Below are 16,629 nucleotides of genomic sequence, written 5' to 3' on the forward strand. Positions count from 1 at the left end.
CATTTTTAAGATAAAGAGGCCGTCTGAAAACATGTTGGGCAAACTGGATACTTGGCTGACTGAGCATCCCAAACGCAAGGATTTGCATGGTTGGCGACGCTTTATCGTTGAATTTTGGTTTTTTGGTTTAAAAGAAGCACGAGCCTGCTTATTTGCAGGCTTGTTTTTCATTGCCATGTTCCTCATTCCGAAAACAGGCTGGTTGGGAATTTCGCGCTACGACCTGCTGCTGATTTTTGCCGTCTCCGTACAAGTAGCCATGCTGTATTTCAAGCTGGAAACTTGGGATGAAGTCAAATCGATTACGCTGTTTCACTTGGTGGGCTTTGCTTTAGAGTGGTTCAAAACATCTGGCGATATCCAATCTTGGAGTTATCCGGATGAGGCATACACCAAAATCGGCGGCGTACCGCTGTTTGCGGGTTTTATGTATGCTGCGGTCGGCAGCTATATCATTCAAGCATGGCGGCTGTTTGACTTAAAAATCAAAAGCCATCCGCCGTATTGGTTGGGCACTTTGTGCGCACTGGCGATTTATATCAATTTTTTCACCCATCACTATATCGGCGACTATCGCTGGTATCTCGCTGCTTTTGCTCTCGGCCTATACGCCCGGACAACGGTCTTGTACACACCCTATGACACCACTCGCAAAATGCCGCTCCTGCTCGCTTTCGTCCTGATTGGATTTTTTATTTGGCTGGCGGAAAATTTGGGAACCCTATTCGGCGTTTGGCGCTATCCCAACCAAATCGGCGCTTGGGCATCGGTACACATCAGCAAATGGAGTTCATGGGCATTACTGGTGATGATGACTTTTACCATCGTTGCGAATTTAAAACACATCAAACATACCATCAGCGTATCAAAAGATTAATTGTTCAACATGTAAAAAAGGCCGTCTGAAACTTTCAGACGGCCTCTAATTTTCAACAATCAATTAAACAAACTTAAGGCTTTAACAAACACCATAATGACGCCATAGCCCAAAGGAATGCAAACCAAAGCCCAGCGCCACCATACGCCGATACCACCTGCTGATACTTTCTTGCTGATCAGATAAGCATCGGATACAGCGGTTTCATCATCGGGGTTACCACTATGTGCCGCGACCTTAATGTCTTTTTCGTGATGCTTTTCATGAACCGAACGGACACTCAAATTACACAATAAGCCGACAATCAACAAACCCGCCATAATATACATGGTAATGCTATAAGCTTCAGCAGCCGGAACGCCGCTTTCAATTTGGCTTTGGCGGATATAGTTGACCAACACCGGGCCAATAACAGCCGCAGTTGACCATGCCAGCAAAATCCTGCCGTGGATTGCACCGACTTGATAAGTGCCGAACAAATCCTTCAAATACGCCGGAATCGCTGCAAAACCGCCGCCATACATGGAAATAATGACGCAGAAACCAATAACAAACAAAGCCTTGTTACCGCTCCCGCCAATAGACGGAATGGCAAAATACAACAGCGAGCCGAGCACAAAGAAAATAGTATAAGTATTTTTACGCCCGATTTTGTCGGACACGCTGGACCACAAAAATCGGCCGCCCATATTAAACAGGCTCAACAGGCTCACAAAACCTGCCGCCGCACCTGCGCCAATGGCAGCCTGTTTACCGACAGAAGTTTCAGAAAACAGCTCCTGAATCATGACAGAAGCCTGACCTAAAACGCCGATACCCGCTGTCACGTTCAGACACAACACCCAAAACAAGAGCCAAAATTGTGGCGTCTTCATGGCTTCGGAAACATTGACGTGATTACTGCTGACCAATTTGTTTTTGATTTTCGGCGCAACATAACCTTTAGGTTTCCAGCCATCGGCAGGTACACGGATCGTAAACGCGCCGAACATCATCAACACCAAATAAAACAATCCTAAAACGACAAAAGCCTGCGCTACGCCAACTGAAGTTTCACTGGAGAAAAAATTCATCAGCGACACGGATAAAGGCGAAGCCAACATCGCGCCGCCGCCAAAACCCATAATCGCCAAGCCTGTCGCCATGCCCGGTTTATCGGGAAACCATTTCATCAGTGTCGATACAGGCCCGATATAACCCAAGCCCAAACCAACCCCGCCAATCACACCATTGCCCAAATAAAGCAAAAACAGATTATGCGTATGGACGCCAATCGCCGACACAAAAAAGCCCAAACTAAAACAGCAGGCGGCAACAAACATCGCCTTACGCGGCCCAACGCGTTCCATCCAAGTACCAAACATAGCGGCAGACGCGCCCAACATCGCCAAGGCAATGCTAAAAATCCAACCAACCGTGGTCAGCTTCCAATCTCCTGCAGCTGACTCAGTAATACCGATAAGCTTGGTTAGCGGCGCATTGAACACGGAATAAGCGTATATCTGCCCGATGGCAAGATGTACGGCCAAAGCGGCAGGCGGTACCAGCCAACGATTAAAGCCGGGTTTGGCAATGGTTGCCTCACGGTCTAGAAATTTCATAAAATCCTCTTGTCTATGTGTGTCAAACGCTGATTCCATATCATGCGAAATCAGAAAATTGTTGACAATATTTTAGCATAATCTCCCGTTTATCCTTTTTTCTGCTCCATGATAATTTTGCGCATCAGACAGAAAAAACATTCATCTAAACCATTTCTTCACACCCATATCGACAAAAAGGCCGTCTGAAAATTTTTCAGACGGCCTTTTCATTCATATCGTTTTATGCGGCAAAGCGTTTGGCAACTTCATCCCAGTTAACAATTTCCCAGAAACCTTTCAGGTAGTTAGGACGGCTGTTACGGTAGTCGATGTAGTAGGCGTGTTCCCATACGTCGCAAGTCAACAGCGGAGTGTTTTCAGTAGTCAGCGGAGTACCTGCATTAGAAGTAGAAACCAGATCCAATTCACCGGCAGGCGTTTTCACCAACCATGCCCAACCAGAGCCGAAAGTACCGGCCGCGCAAGCATCGAACGCTTCTTGGAATTTCTCGAAGCTGCCCCATTTGGCATCGATGGCCGCAGCCAATTCGCCGGCAGGTTTGCCTTGGCCTTTAGGGGTAAAGCCCAGCCAGTAGAAAGTATGGTTCCACGTTTGGGCAGCGTTGTTGAACATACCGCCGGAAGATTTTTTCAGGATTTCTTCCAAAGGCATTTCTTCAAACTCAGTGCCTTTGATTTGATTGTTCAAATTGGTGATGTAAGTTTGATGGTGTTTGCCGTAGTGAAACTCCAAAGTTTCTTTGGTCAGATGAGGGGACAACGCATCCAGTTCATAAGGCAATTGTGGCAGCTTGTGTTCCATTTTTATGCTCCTAATTATTGATATTTATATTTTGGTAGTGTGTGTTGTCAAATCGACAACATTGCTATTTTACCTGCTTTAGCCTAAACAAACCAATTGAACTTACACTGCGCTATAATAGTGGATTGCAATTTTCCAGCCAGAGATGCCCGTCATGAGCAATTATTCCGATATGCCGTCTGAAGACCGTGAAATCAGCGCATTGTCACTGCCGCCACATTCCACTGAAGCGGAGCAATCCGTATTGGGCGGCTTGATGCTGGAAAATTCTGCTTGGGACCGTATTGCTGATGTCGTTTCCGGCGAGGATTTCTATCGCCACGAACACCGCCTGATTTTTCGTGCGATTGCCAACCTGATTAATGAAAGCCGTCCTGCCGACGTTATTACCGTCCAAGAAAATTTGGAACGCAATGAAGAATTGGAAGCGGCAGGCGGATTCAACTATCTGATTACACTGGCGCAAAACACACCATCCGCAGCCAATATCCGCCGCTACGCCGAAATCGTGCGCGAGCGTTCCATCATGCGCCAGCTTGCCGAAGTCGGTACAGAAATTGCACGCAGCGCATACAATCCGCAAGGGCGTGATGCAGGCCAGCTTTTGGACGAGGCAGAAAACAAAGTATTCCAAATCGCCGAAAGTACCGCCAAATCCAAACAAGGCTTCCTTGAGATGCCCGACCTTTTGAAAGAAGTGGTCGAGCGCATCGATATGCTTTATTCGCGCGACAATCCTGATGAGGTAACCGGCATATCGACAGGTTTTATCGACCTCGACAAAAAAACATCAGGCCTTCAACCGGGCGATTTGATTATCGTGGCGGGCCGTCCGTCTATGGGTAAAACCGCCTTTTCGATCAACATCGCAGAACACGTTGCCGTAGAGGGCAAACTGCCTGTCGCCGTATTTTCGATGGAGATGGGCGGTGCGCAGCTGGTTATGCGTATGCTGAGTTCAGTCGGACGTTTAGACCAAAGCGTTTTAAAAACCGGCAGATTGCAAGACGAACACTGGGGCCGTCTGAACGAAGCAGTTGTTAAACTCTCCGATGCACCAATATATATCGATGAAACTCCGGGTTTGACCGCGCTCGAACTCCGCGCCCGCGCCCGCCGTCTTGCGCGCCAGTTCAACGGCAAATTGGGCTTGATCGTCATCGACTATCTGCAATTAATGTCAGGTTCCGGCCGTTCTGACAACCGCGCTTCCGAGCTTGGCGAAATTTCGCGCTCCCTCAAAGCATTGGCTAAAGAATTGCAAGTTCCCGTCATTGCCCTGTCGCAGTTGAGCCGTACGGTTGAGCAACGTACCGACAAACGCCCGATGATGTCCGACTTGCGTGAATCCGGCGCAATCGAACAAGATGCCGACTTGATTATGTTTATGTATCGCGACGAATACTACAACTCAGAATCACCCGCAAAAGGCTTGGCGGAATGTATTATCGGTAAACACCGTAACGGTCCCGTCGGGAAAGTATTCCTCACTTGGATGGGTCAATTTACCAAATTTGATAATGCCGCCTATGTTCCAGAATCCATGTTGATGGAAGATTGAGACAGGTTATCTGAAAAACTAACCGAATTTCATATTTTATTAGTCACGCATTCCAAAATCGTTTAGAATAAATCCAATAAAAGCAAAAGCATTGCCACAGGCAAATGCAAAAGAGAAAACGTCGGTTACCCCAACACATTACTACCAAAAATCACTCATGTATCAGACACAAAAAGGCTTCACTCTAATTGAGTTGCTGATCGTCATTACTATTGCAGCAGTAATGGCCGTCATCGCACTTCCCAATATGAATCAATGGATTGCCTCCAGACGTGCGGCATCGCAAGCAGAGCAAATTGCCAATCTGCTGCGCTTCGCGCGAAATGAGGCCGTCCGTCTCAATCTTCCCGTTTACATCTGCCCGGTCAAAATCAAATCCGATGGATCGCCCAATAACGGTTGCAATTCCAAATATGCCGGTAATGGTATGTTGGCCTACGCCGATAAAAACGGAGATTCCAACTATAAAAACGATACAGTCGATTTATCCGTCCGCTCCATTATTCTCAATGGAGGCACCGACAAAGTAGAATACAGCTTCGACTACATCCCTATCGGCAATGACCGTTCTGCCCTCTCTACTTCAGCTTCAAAAGAAGTCTGGTGGAGATTCCTGCCCAATGGTACATTTGGCCATTCGACCGATGGCAAGAATTATCAATTTTCAGACGGCCACATCAAAATCAGCCTGACAGATAAATCCGCTGCCGATGCTGAAACCAAGAAAGCCCGTGCTACCGTACTTTTAATTAATGGCAATGGGCATGTCGAAATCTGTGCTAAAAACGATGAGCGCAAAATGTGCGAATACACTTCCAAATAATAACAACGGTATCTTATGAACATTACTAATCCTACTCATCTCAGATCATTTAAAGGCCGTCTGAAAACAAGCTCAACAAGCTCTACTCCAAAACTTCAATCAGGTATGACCCTGATTGAAGTTTTGATTGCCATGTTTGTCCTTGCTATCGGCGTACTCGCCCTGCTGGCTGTTCAATTGCGTACCGTATCCAACGTGCGCGAGTCTGAAAATCAAACCACAGTCGCCCAAATTACGCAAAATCTGATCGAAGGCATGCTCATTAACCCAAAGCTCTCTGAAGAAACCGATACTACAGGGGAAAAAACCTCCCGTTATAAAAAATCCTATGATGCCTATCTAAAATCCGACTCTAAACAAACTGGAAAATTTGAAGCCAAAATGAGCAAAGCCCAACTTGCACAGGCTCAAATTGCACAGTTTAAGGCCGACTTAGCCAAAGCCCTTCCCGAAGCCCAAGTGTTCTCAACCATCTGCAAAGATTCTTCCGGTGCAGAGCCAACTTACGAAAATGGGTTTAACGCAAAATGCGATGGCAAAGGCGACACGACCATCGTTAAAGTTTTATGGTTGCAAGATGTCGAAGAAGAAAATAGCGCAAAAAATCTCAATAAATCGGGGCATCACGTTGTCTATACCTACCAATCACGCGTAAGAGACTAACAATGAACAATAAACGCTTACTCAACCATATTTCCAATAAAACCGCGATGCGCGGTTTCAGTATCCTTGAATTTCTGGTTGCCAGCCTGCTCAGTATGATCGTCTTAATGGCTGTCAGCTCCACCTACTTCACTGCACGCGGATTAAACAAATCTGCCAACTCCCGCATCGGTATCCAGCAAGATTTGCGCAACACCGCCAACATGATCGTCCGCGATGCGCGTATGGCAGGCAATTTCGGTTGCTTCAACATGTCGAATTCTCCCGCCTCTGCAGTAATAGAAGACAAAGGCTCGGATGAATACACATTGAAAACAGCTGGTGTGAATAAGCTGTTGCCAGTTAAAGAAATCAATAAATTAGGCTATGCAGGTTTTGCTCAAACCGGCAAAGCCCTGCTGTTTCAATATGGAATCGACAAAGCAAACCCTGCTGCAAAAACTGCCATTGCCAGCAGCTGTTTCGGTATTGCCAAACCTCAAACAGAAATTAAAGATTTGGCGGCGGCAAAAATGGCTTTAAAAATTAACGACTCTGATCAAGACGGCAGTATCGCCATTATGAAACATGAAATGATTGCCTACGCTGTCGGTAAACTTGGCGAAGAGAGCGGTTTGTTCCGTTTCCAATTATCAAATGATGGCTCATGGAGTAACCCGCAGCTGTTGATTAAAGGCATCACTGCTATGGATATCCACTATATCTATGCAGAATGTCCTAATTCTGAAAATGCATCTGCCAGCGGAGTAAATACAGAATCATTTGATTACAAAAACGCATTGGATATCTCAGCTGAGGCTAAGTCTCCGGCTTCTATCCAAATCGTACTGAATAACGGCAGTATTGACTCATCAAAAGAACAAGACAATAAAGTCGATATCTATAATATTAATGCCACTATCCGCGGAGGAAACGTATGCGCCGACCGATCACTCTAATCAAACCTGACCGGCAGCAGGGCTATGCTTTGTTTATCGTTTTAATGATGATGGTCGTCATCGCCCTGCTCGTGGTCACAGCTACCCAGTCCTACAATACCGAACAGCGTATCAGCACCAACGATGCCGACCGCAAACTGGCAACCACTTTGGCCGAAGCGGCATTGCGTGAAGGTGAAAATCAAATTTTTGATATTGAAGGGAAAAAGACTACTTTTACCGCAAAATGTGAAAAAGGTTTATGTTCCACACCAAACGTCAAATCCAATGGCGATTTTACTGAAGAGGGTAGCCCAACCGTAGATGCTTGGAAGCGCAAATGCGACAAAAACCTGTGTATTGACACCAATGGTATGGAATATCCGTTAGATAAAAAAAGCGGCATCGCAAACAATCCACGCTACATTATCGAATATTTAGGCAAAACTACTGAGGGTCGAATTACCTACCGCGTTACCGCCAAGGCATGGGGTAAGAATGCCAATACCCAAGTCGTTCTTCAGTCTTACGTTGCCAGCGAATAATAAAATGAATACCACCTCTACCCAACAACTAGGCTTTACGCTGGTTGAGATGATGATTGCCGTCGCCATCTTAGCCATCCTGAGCGTCATTGCCATTCCTTCTTACAACCGCTACATTGAACGAGGCTACCAATCACAAGCGCATGCCGAGTTAGTTGCCATCAATTCTGCTTTTAAAAACCAGATGGTTAAAAATCCAAAGTGGAAAACTAATGAGATTAAAATCGAGTTGGATGACTTTATTTCCAAATACAAAGGCCATAAAGATTTGGCAGACAAATACAAATACTCTGCCGAAATGAAATACTCTGCCGAAGATATCAATAAAAGCCGGGCCTATCGTTTGAAAGCCATTCCCACAAAAACAGGCTATACCCTTTCCGTTTGGATGGATAGTTTGGGCAATGCTTACAAATGTACTGATATTGATTCTGCCGATAAGTCCAAAACTACAATGACCAATGGCAAAGGTTGCGAATCGGTTTCCAAAAAGAAATCTTCTTAGTCTGATAAACATAAAAAAGCAGTGTCATTTTATCGACACTGCTTTTTATATTTTACCGTTTCCAATCATCGTCTCGGCGTTGGCGTTTCAACAAAATCCTGACGGCGCCATCATTACCTTGTCGAGGCTCGACATAAGCCAACACATCAGGATGCTGCATCAACCAACGGCGCGTCATATTTTTTAAAACCGGTTTATAGCCTGAAGAACCCAAGCCGCTGCCGTGGACAATCTCGCCGCAAACGCCGCGTTTTTTCGTAAATTCAATAAATTCATTCAGTACCTGCTGCGCTTCTTCCTGCGTATAGCCGTGCAAATCTACATCCGCTACCACAGGATAATGACCGTTTCGCAAACGCATCAAATCATTTTTACCCTGCCCGTTTTTACTGAACGAAGCCGGCGGTTCTTCCCAGCCGCCGCTGCCTACATAAAAATAATCTTCCTGCTCCAAAGTCGCCATTTCTTTAGGTCGCGGCTTGATCGGAGATTTATCACGAGGCTGTTCATAATAGTTACTGGCATTTTTCAACGGTGTAACCTTACCAACTGCCTTGCTGAAATCCACATCCTCTACCTGCTTTGTAGCCTTCGCTTCGGCTTCCCGCTCCGCGGCTTCCTTTTTCGCCTGTTTACCCAAAGCCTTCAGCGTTTCTTGAAAGTTTGCCGTCATGGTTTGTCCTTTCCAAAAAATTGATTGCACCCATTATAGCAAACCCGGCTATAAGGCCGTCTGAAAGACTCTTATCATCGCTTCTTGTTTAGGGTATAGTATTAACGCATTGCCAGTCTTATAAAAGAGAGAAAATATGTTTAAACGCCCGGAAGAAATCATCGTCTTGATACTTGCCCTATTATGGGTCGGACTCAGCTACTACTTTGCCGCCATCCTGATTTCAGATGCCTACACCATCCTCCTGATTACCGTACTGACTTTTGTTTGGGCAGCCATCTGTTTCCTTTTATGGCAGCGCAACTTAAGCCGTCATATTTGGCCGCTGTTCCTCGGCAGCCTAGTTGCCTGTTGGTGGCCGTACTTCACTTGGCTTGCAAGCGATGTTCCCGAAGGTACATGGTATTCAGGCTGGACATTCAAATCCATTATTGCCCTGATTCCCGTTATTGCCGCTTATCTCTTCAAGTGGAAACGAAGCCGGAAAAACAAAATCTCCAATACCCTTGCCTGATACCTCCCGCCGTCTTTTTCAGACGGCGTTTTCCATATCTGACATAACGCTCAGACTGTCAACAATCCCAATAAAATGCTATACTCTTCACACGATTTAACACCCTAAAACAGGCCGTCTGAAAGACTTATCAAGATGATCAGCAAACAAGAATACCAAGCCCAAGCCGCACAAGGTTACAACCGCATTCCACTCGTTCAAGAGCTGCTTGCCGACTTGGACACACCGCTCTCAATCTACCTCAAACTTGCCAACAAGCCTTTCACCTACCTGCTCGAATCCGTTGTCGGTGGCGAACGCTTCGGCCGCTATTCCTTTATCGGTCTGCCTTGCAGCCATTATCTCAAAACCAGCGGCAAACATGTCGATGTGTATCAAAACGGCGAAATCGTCGAACAACACGACGGCAATCCCCTGCCCTTTATCGAAGCCTTCCACAACCGCTTCAAAACGCCCGAAATCCCAAGCCTGCCACGCTTTACCGGCGGCCTGGTCGGCTATTTCGGTTATGAAACCATCTACAATTTTGAACATTTTGCCCACCGCCTGAAACATACGGCCAAAGCCGATCCGCTCGGTACGCCCGACATCCTCCTGATGCTCTCGCAAGAGCTTGCCGTAGTGGATAACCTAAGCGGCAAAATCTACCTGATTGTTTATGCCGATCCGTCTCAAGCCAACGGCTACGAACGCGCGCGCGAACGACTTGAAGACATCCGTACCCAGTTACGCCAAAGTTGCGCCATCCCGCTTTCCCTTGGCAGCAAACAAACCCAAGCAGTCAGCGAATTTGAAGAAGAACCTTTCAAAGTCTGCGTCAACAAAATCAAAGACTACATCTTTGCAGGCGACTGCATGCAGGTTGTCCCCAGTCAACGCATGAGCATGGAATTTACCGACAATCCGCTTGCCCTCTACCGCGCCCTGCGTACGCTGAACCCATCGCCGTATATGTTCTACTACGATTTCAGCGATTTCCATATTGTCGGCTCTTCGCCTGAAATCCTCGTCCGCCGCGAACGCGACGATGTCATCGTCCGTCCTATCGCCGGTACACGCCTGCGTGGCAAAACACCAGCCGAAGACCTCGCCAACGAGCAAGACCTGCTGAGCGATGCCAAAGAAATTGCCGAACACGTCATGTTGATTGACTTAGGACGTAACGACGTCGGCCGTATCAGTAAAACCGGCGAAGTCAAAGTCACCGACAAAATGGTGATTGAAAAATACTCCCATGTAATGCACATCGTCTCCAACGTCGAAGGCCGTCTGAAAGACGGTATGACCAACATGGACATCCTCGCCGCCACCTTCCCGGCAGGCACACTTTCAGGCGCACCCAAAGTCCGCGCCATGGAGATCATCGAAGAAGTCGAACCAAGCAAACGCGGCATCTACGGCGGCGCAGTCGGCGTATGGAGTTTCAACAACGACATGGACTTAGCCATTGCCATCCGTACTGCCGTGATTAAAAACAATACCCTCTTCGTCCAAAGTGGCGCAGGCATAGTTGCCGACTCCGACCCAACATCCGAATGGCAGGAAACTCAAAATAAAGCCCGCGCAGTAATCCGCGCAGCACAAATGGTGCAAGAAGGATTGGATAAATAATTTTCAGATGGCCTTTTTGACTGAAGTTTATCCAAAAGAAAACTTATCTCTAAAGAAAAAAACCATGAAATACGGAACCGCAATTATATTAACTGTCGGGCTGCTTTCAGCCTGTTCTTCCGTCAACACAATGCCTACAAAAGAGAGTAAAACCATAAATCAGAATATACAAACCACACCTGGAAGACCAAACCTGACCGCACCCGAAGTATTGACTAAGGTATTGGATTTCTTACGCTATGCCCAATCGCCTGAGGACTTCCGGATTGAAACGGCGGAAAAGGTGATGAAAATGAAACTTGCCCCATATAGCAAAGAAGAAAAATCGCCATGGGATTTTTATGCAGGTAATAATTTTGGAAATACCGGCTGGAGCTGGTGGATTAATTTCGATTTGGATAAAAGTGGGACAATGCGTTTATATTTCGGTGATGGAGGGGGGTATCCCCCTGCCACACCGATTTGCCAGATGGATTTGGATCAGTTCCATCCACTTCTGGAGCAGGCGGGGTTTACCTATACAGGGAAGGGACGCTTAAGCAAGCCTTTCAACGGCTATGAAAAAAAATATCCGAATGGCTACGAAGCAGATCTCCAAGTCTTTTATCAGGGGGGAAGTGCAGAAAAAGTACTGCATAAATGCATCAATGAAATTACTTTCGATATTTTCAAGCCGGAGTCATAAAACATGAGTCAGATCAATCCTCAACTGCAAAGATATTGGACGACTTTGCCCAAAATTCGCTCCCCAACGGCAAAAACTCAAACGAATACCGCAATCTGATTGCCACCGTAACGGCATCACCCGTATTGACCGAACGCCTCAATACCGCAGCGGAAAAGGGCTATTTGGACAAACTGGCGGTCAATAAAAATCCGCATGCCGGCGCCAGCTATAATACGGAGGAAACTCGGATTTCTATTAATCTGTCTCAGCTGGAAACGAGGCTGCTGTTTCAGACGACGTTTCTTGACAAAAGGCCATCTGAAAGATCAGCTTCCCAGTTTTGAAAGAACCCCATGAAATACACAATCGCAACCGTATTGACCGTCGGGCTGCTGCTTTCAGCCTGTTCTACCGTAAAACCCATGCCCGCAAAGGAGGGTAACACTATGAATCAAAATAAACAGCAGATTGCCGGAAGACCTAATCTGACCGCACCCGAAGTATTGACCAAGGTATTGGATTTCTTACGCTATGCCCAATCGCCTGAGGATTTTGAGATTGAAACGGCAGGGAAAGTGATGAATTTAAAGTTGCTGGAACGCACAGACGGTTATAGTGATTTTTATATCGGTAATAAGTTTGGCGACAGCGATTGGATCTGGTCAATTAATTTTACAAAAGATCAATCCGGAAAAATGCGCTTACATTTCGGTGATGGAGGGGGGAATCTCCCTGCCACACCGATTTGCCAGATGGATTTGGATCATTTCCATCCGCTGCTGGAGCAGGCGGGGTTTATTTACACAGGTAAAGGACATATGGGCAGACCTTTTAATGGTTACGTAAAAACGTATCCGGATGGATATAAATCTCATCTTAATGTGTTCTACCAAGGGGAAAGCAAAGAAAAAGTATTGCATGACTGTATCAATGAAATTACCTTTCTTGTTTTTAAAAAAGGTTTGTAGAAAATGAATAAAATCAATCCTAAGCTGCAAACTGTTTTAGACAACTTTGCCCAAAACTCTCTACCTAACGGCAAAAAGTCAGATGAATACCGTAATCTGCTTGCTGCAGTAACTGCTTCCCCTGCATTAAACGAAAGGCTCAATACGGCAGCAGAAAAAGGCTATTTGGATAAGATAACTGTCAACCAAAATCCTCATGCCGGAGCGAGCTATAGTTCAGAAAAAAAACAAATTTCCATCAACTTGCTAAAATTGGAAACTTCGGCCGAACAAAAATCTCTTATCTTCCAACTCGGACACGAAATCCAGCACGGTTTCTTTTACTACGAACAGGGACATAAAGAAACGGAAAACCGGGTACTTGCCGAAATCGACAAAATTGCAGAAAGCGATGCCAAGCGCAAAGACTATACGAGGCCTGCAAAAACGTTGCAGGATGCTGAACGCAACGATGAGGCGTTGGCAATGATTGCGGGCTGGAATGCCGTCGTCAGCTACGAACAGAAACAGCAGGGGAAAACCAAGCTCAGCCTGCAAGAGGTTGTCGGAACCGGATTCGGATACGAGCAGTATTTTTTAGATGAAAAACTATACCAACTCTATCAAAACAATGATCCAAAAGGAAAAATTATCCCTACCAAAGGTCTGAAATTCAACTCCGATATGACCATTTCCAATAATCAGCAGGAAATTCTGGCCAAAACCTATTTCGACCAACCCGGTGACCAGATCCGTTTGGGACCGCACGGCGAATCGGACTACCGCAACAGCTACGCGGCGCGCGTCATCAGCTACATCGTGCGCAAGCATTACGCACATGACCCAAAAGCCAAGCTGGTCATCGATATGAAGGGGCTGGGACTGGAAGAGCGTCAGCTCGAGATCAACGGCCTAGACTTGGGTGATGGAAACCGCCGCAGAGTATATTACGACAAATCCCACCCGAAAACACCGCAATACTTTGATCATACCATCAATGGTGACAATCAATTTGAGTATGTTCCGATTACTAACCCTAAATCTGAAACCGAAGAGCAGAACTATCCTTATTCTCTCAAAAATATGCCAGAGCAGGCGCAAAAACTTCACGCGCAAATTACAGACAAATTTACTGAATTTATAAAAAAACATCATCTGCCTTATTCAGAAGACAGTATTCAGAACAGTATTACGGCCTTAACCGCTGAAGCCTATGCTAAAAAACTTCCTGAAATTATGGCATTCAATATCACAAAAGATAACTGTCTGGGCGTCATGCATAAGGATAATGCTTTTCTCCGAATCGCTAAAGTTGATGTCAATGAAGCAATGAACATTGATTCTAGAGAAAGCTTTAAAGATATACTGAAAACTGAACAAAACTTTCAGTTAGAAGCTGAACAACGTGAAATGGAAAAACAGATGAATCATTCACAAAGTATGGGAATAGTTCGTTAATACTGTCAAAAGTAAAGCCTATAATCTCTAGAAATTTTTAGGCTACTATAAAAATTAAATACTGATCTTCTAAACTATATCAGTCTAAAATGGGCATAATGATACTAAACGAAAAACAACTAAAATCCATCAGCAAATTCCTCAGCTTTATCTTGCGCCATCATCCCGAGCAAATCGGCATTACTTTGGATAAAGACGGCTGGGTGGATATTGATACCCTACTGACGCAGGTAAACCATCCCGATCGCGACTTTACGGGCAATCCGCTGACCTACGAAATATTGTTGGAAGTGGTCGAAAACAACGATAAAAAAAGGTTTACCCTTTCTGAAGACGGCAAACGTATCCGCGCTGCACAAGGTCATTCGACGGCACAAGTTCAAATCGAACACAAAGTGGCAACGCCTCCTCAGATTTTGTATCACGGTACGGCTGAGCGCTCCGTTCCATCTATTTTGGAGCAAGGCCTGCATTCTGCCTCGCGCCATTTTGTCCATCTGTCTGCCGATGCCGAAACAGCCGTCAACGTCGGCTCCCGCCACGGCAAGCCTGTTGTATTGACCATCGACACTGTCGCCATGCTTGCAGCAGGACACCAATTTTATCTGGCGGACAACGGCGTATGGTTAACTGAAAACGTTCCGCCGCAATTTATCGGCAAACTTTAAAACATCAGGCCGTCTGAAACCCATAAACCCTTTTCAGACGGCCTGCAAACACCCTACCCAATTTCTTCATAAAGCGATTATCCATGAACACATCCCCCATCCTCCCTCCTGCTATGCTCGGCATTCTTGGCGGCGGACAATTAGGCAGAATGTTTACTGTTGCTGCCAAAACCATGGGCTACAAAGTAACCGTACTCGATCCCGACCCGAATGCGCCGGCAGCGGAATTTGCCGACTGCCATTTATGCGCGCCATTTGATGATGAAGCAGCTTTGGAAGAATTAGCAAAATGCGCGGCAGTTACGACCGAGTTTGAAAACGTCAATGCCGGCGCGATGCGTTTTCTCGCCAAACATACCAATGTTTCCCCCAGCGGCGACTGCGTTGCCATCGCGCAAAACCGCATTCAGGAAAAGGCATGGATACGAAAAGCAGGTCTGCAAACCGCACCATATCAAGCAGTTTGCAAGGCCGAAGACATTACTGAAGAAAGCGTACAATTTTTGCCCGGCATCTTGAAAACTGCCACTTTGGGCTACGACGGCAAAGGCCAAATCCGCGTAAAAACATTGGATGAACTCAAAGCCGCATTTGCCGAACACGGCGACGTGGATTGCGTTTTAGAAAAAATGGTGGACTTGCGCGGCGAGATTTCCGTTATCGTATGCCGTCTGAACAATGACAACGTGCAAACTTTCGACCCTGCCGAAAACATTCACGAAAACGGTATCCTCGCCTACTCCATCGTCCCTGCGCGTCTGAGTGCCGACATTCAGCAACAGGCGCGACAAATGGCACAGCGTTTGGCCGATGAATTGAACTACGTCGGCGTATTGGCGGTAGAAATGTTTGTTGTCGGCGACACGCATGAATTGGTCGTTAACGAAATCGCACCGCGTCCGCACAATTCCGGCCACCATACCATCGACGCCTGCGCGGCAGACCAATTCCAGCAACAGGTCCGCCTGATGTGCAACCTGCCTCCGGCTGACACTAAATTGCTGAGCTCTTGCTGTATGGCAAATATTTTGGGCGACGTTTGGAAGGAAGATGGCGGCGAACCCGAATGGCTGCCGTTGCAAAGCAACCCGAATGCACATCTGCATCTTTACGGTAAAAAAGCCGCGCGCAAAGGCCGAAAAATGGGCCACTTTACCGTCTTGGCCAACGATGCGGACAACGCATTCCAAACCGCACAAACCTTACATCAAAGCCTGTAACCTTACCCACTTTTTTCAGACGGCCTTTGATTGCCAAAGGCCGTCTGAAATCAATTTTTCCGACCATCCGCCATGAGCCTTCTGACCATCCTCCGTCCGGCAACCGAAAAAGACTGCCAAGCCATACACAATGCCCATCTGCATGCCGTTCAATACGCCTGCATCCGCAGTTACGATGAAACCATTATGCACACATGGGAAAGTCTGCTCGACATCAACAGCTATTTAGAAACCATCTCCGACAAAAACAAAGCCTTGTGGGTGGTCGAATACAAAGGGCTGATTCAAGGCTTCTTCCAAGTCGATTTCAAAGAAGCGCAACTGGACGCCTTATACGTCCATCCGCTCTTCCACAATCTCGGCTTGGGTACGGCTCTGCTCAGCCGTGCCGAAGAAATGGCACGAAATGCAGGCCTCAGCTTTCTCAAACTGTATGCTTCACTCAATTCCGTGCCTTTTTATCGCCTCAACCGCTACGAGTCGCTCGGTACTGCCGTGTTACAGCTGAACAAAACTGTCCGCGTCGAATGCGAATTGATGCGCAAATACCTGTAATTTTCTCTTCCTCCGTTGC

Annotated in this window: 19 protein-coding genes; 16 read left to right on the plus strand and 3 right to left on the minus strand. The window is 46.4% G+C overall.

What is annotated here, in order from left to right; genetic code table 11:
• The first annotated feature begins 31 nt into the window (after window positions 1–31).
• A complete protein-coding gene (locus ACTHS4_RS02400; protein ID WP_070608252.1) occupies window positions 32–877 on the plus strand; it encodes a DUF817 domain-containing protein in 846 nt (281 codons plus the stop codon).
• 59 nt (window positions 878–936) lie between these two features.
• Here the strand turns inward: ACTHS4_RS02400 and ACTHS4_RS02405 are convergent, their stop codons facing one another.
• Both ACTHS4_RS02405 and ACTHS4_RS02410 read right to left on the minus strand, forming a co-directional pair.
• Entirely contained in the window at window positions 937–2,478 is a 1,542-nt protein-coding gene (locus ACTHS4_RS02405) for an L-lactate MFS transporter (protein ID WP_070608251.1), read from the minus strand.
• Window positions 2,479–2,701: 223 nt separating this feature from the next.
• Window positions 2,702–3,283, minus strand: a complete 582-nt coding sequence (locus ACTHS4_RS02410) for a superoxide dismutase (protein WP_070460856.1) — start codon at window positions 3,281–3,283, stop codon at window positions 2,702–2,704.
• Window positions 3,284–3,437: 154 nt separating this feature from the next.
• On the opposite strand from ACTHS4_RS02410, the gene dnaB reads away from it, so the two are divergent.
• The 6 genes from dnaB to ACTHS4_RS02440 all read left to right on the plus strand — a co-directional run bounded on the left by dnaB (window position 3,438) and on the right by ACTHS4_RS02440 (window position 8,297).
• Window positions 3,438–4,844, plus strand: coding sequence for a replicative DNA helicase (gene dnaB, locus ACTHS4_RS02415; RefSeq protein ID WP_070826195.1), 1,407 nt, complete (start codon window positions 3,438–3,440; stop codon window positions 4,842–4,844).
• A 157-nt stretch (window positions 4,845–5,001) separates the two neighbouring features.
• Window positions 5,002–5,667, plus strand: a complete 666-nt coding sequence (locus tag ACTHS4_RS02420) for a pilus assembly FimT family protein (RefSeq protein WP_070826194.1) — start codon at window positions 5,002–5,004, stop codon at window positions 5,665–5,667.
• 15 nt (window positions 5,668–5,682) lie between these two features.
• Window positions 5,683–6,330 (plus strand): type IV pilus modification protein PilV, encoded by a 648-nt coding sequence (gene pilV / locus ACTHS4_RS02425; RefSeq protein ID WP_210402766.1) that lies wholly within the window; start codon window positions 5,683–5,685, stop codon window positions 6,328–6,330.
• A 2-nt stretch (window positions 6,331–6,332) separates the two neighbouring features.
• Window positions 6,333–7,268, plus strand: coding sequence for a PilW family protein (locus ACTHS4_RS02430; RefSeq protein WP_070826192.1), 936 nt, complete (start codon window positions 6,333–6,335; stop codon window positions 7,266–7,268).
• Complete coding sequence (locus ACTHS4_RS02435; RefSeq protein ID WP_285069923.1) at window positions 7,247–7,792, plus strand: pilus assembly PilX family protein; 546 nt, start codon at window positions 7,247–7,249, stop codon at window positions 7,790–7,792. The genes ACTHS4_RS02430 and ACTHS4_RS02435 overlap by 22 nt, the downstream gene beginning before the upstream one ends.
• A 4-nt stretch (window positions 7,793–7,796) precedes the next feature.
• Window positions 7,797–8,297 (plus strand): PilX family type IV pilin, encoded by a 501-nt coding sequence (locus tag ACTHS4_RS02440; RefSeq protein ID WP_070712654.1) that lies wholly within the window; start codon window positions 7,797–7,799, stop codon window positions 8,295–8,297.
• 52 nt (window positions 8,298–8,349) lie between these two features.
• On the opposite strand, the gene ACTHS4_RS02445 is transcribed toward ACTHS4_RS02440, so the two are convergent.
• On the minus strand, window positions 8,350–8,970 hold the full coding sequence (locus ACTHS4_RS02445; RefSeq protein WP_285069922.1) for a Smr/MutS family protein: 621 nt from the start codon (window positions 8,968–8,970) through the stop codon (window positions 8,350–8,352).
• 136 nt (window positions 8,971–9,106) lie between these two features.
• Between ACTHS4_RS02445 and ACTHS4_RS02450 the strand changes: the two genes are divergently transcribed.
• From ACTHS4_RS02450 to ACTHS4_RS02490, 9 genes are all read left to right on the plus strand, one after another.
• Window positions 9,107–9,484 (plus strand): hypothetical protein, encoded by a 378-nt coding sequence (locus ACTHS4_RS02450; protein WP_285069921.1) that lies wholly within the window; start codon window positions 9,107–9,109, stop codon window positions 9,482–9,484.
• Between the two features lie 135 nt (window positions 9,485–9,619).
• A complete protein-coding gene (trpE, locus tag ACTHS4_RS02455; protein WP_070826187.1) occupies window positions 9,620–11,095 on the plus strand; it encodes an anthranilate synthase component I in 1,476 nt (491 codons plus the stop codon).
• Between the two features lie 64 nt (window positions 11,096–11,159).
• Window positions 11,160–11,780, plus strand: coding sequence for a hypothetical protein (locus ACTHS4_RS02460; protein WP_084824585.1), 621 nt, complete (start codon window positions 11,160–11,162; stop codon window positions 11,778–11,780).
• A gap of 125 nt (window positions 11,781–11,905) precedes the next feature.
• A complete protein-coding gene (locus tag ACTHS4_RS02465; protein ID WP_141761461.1) occupies window positions 11,906–12,106 on the plus strand; it encodes a hypothetical protein in 201 nt (66 codons plus the stop codon).
• A gap of 9 nt (window positions 12,107–12,115) precedes the next feature.
• On the plus strand, window positions 12,116–12,730 hold the full coding sequence (locus ACTHS4_RS02470; protein ID WP_070826184.1) for a hypothetical protein: 615 nt from the start codon (window positions 12,116–12,118) through the stop codon (window positions 12,728–12,730).
• A 3-nt stretch (window positions 12,731–12,733) separates the two neighbouring features.
• Complete coding sequence (locus tag ACTHS4_RS02475; protein WP_440365461.1) at window positions 12,734–14,167, plus strand: hypothetical protein; 1,434 nt, start codon at window positions 12,734–12,736, stop codon at window positions 14,165–14,167.
• Window positions 14,168–14,265: 98 nt separating this feature from the next.
• Window positions 14,266–14,835, plus strand: a complete 570-nt coding sequence (locus tag ACTHS4_RS02480) for an RNA 2'-phosphotransferase (RefSeq protein WP_070826182.1) — start codon at window positions 14,266–14,268, stop codon at window positions 14,833–14,835.
• 83 nt (window positions 14,836–14,918) lie between these two features.
• Complete coding sequence (locus tag ACTHS4_RS02485) at window positions 14,919–16,055, plus strand: 5-(carboxyamino)imidazole ribonucleotide synthase (RefSeq protein WP_070826181.1); 1,137 nt, start codon at window positions 14,919–14,921, stop codon at window positions 16,053–16,055.
• Between the two features lie 72 nt (window positions 16,056–16,127).
• Window positions 16,128–16,610 carry a GNAT family N-acetyltransferase gene (locus ACTHS4_RS02490; protein ID WP_003678948.1) on the plus strand — a complete coding sequence of 161 codons (483 nt, stop codon included), beginning with the start codon at window positions 16,128–16,130 and terminating at the stop codon, window positions 16,608–16,610.
• The last annotated feature ends 19 nt before the right edge of the window (window positions 16,611–16,629 follow it).

This window comes from Neisseria sp. P0014.S009 (assembly GCF_051958155.1).
GTDB classification, from domain to species: domain Bacteria; phylum Pseudomonadota; class Gammaproteobacteria; order Burkholderiales; family Neisseriaceae; genus Neisseria; species Neisseria flavescens_C.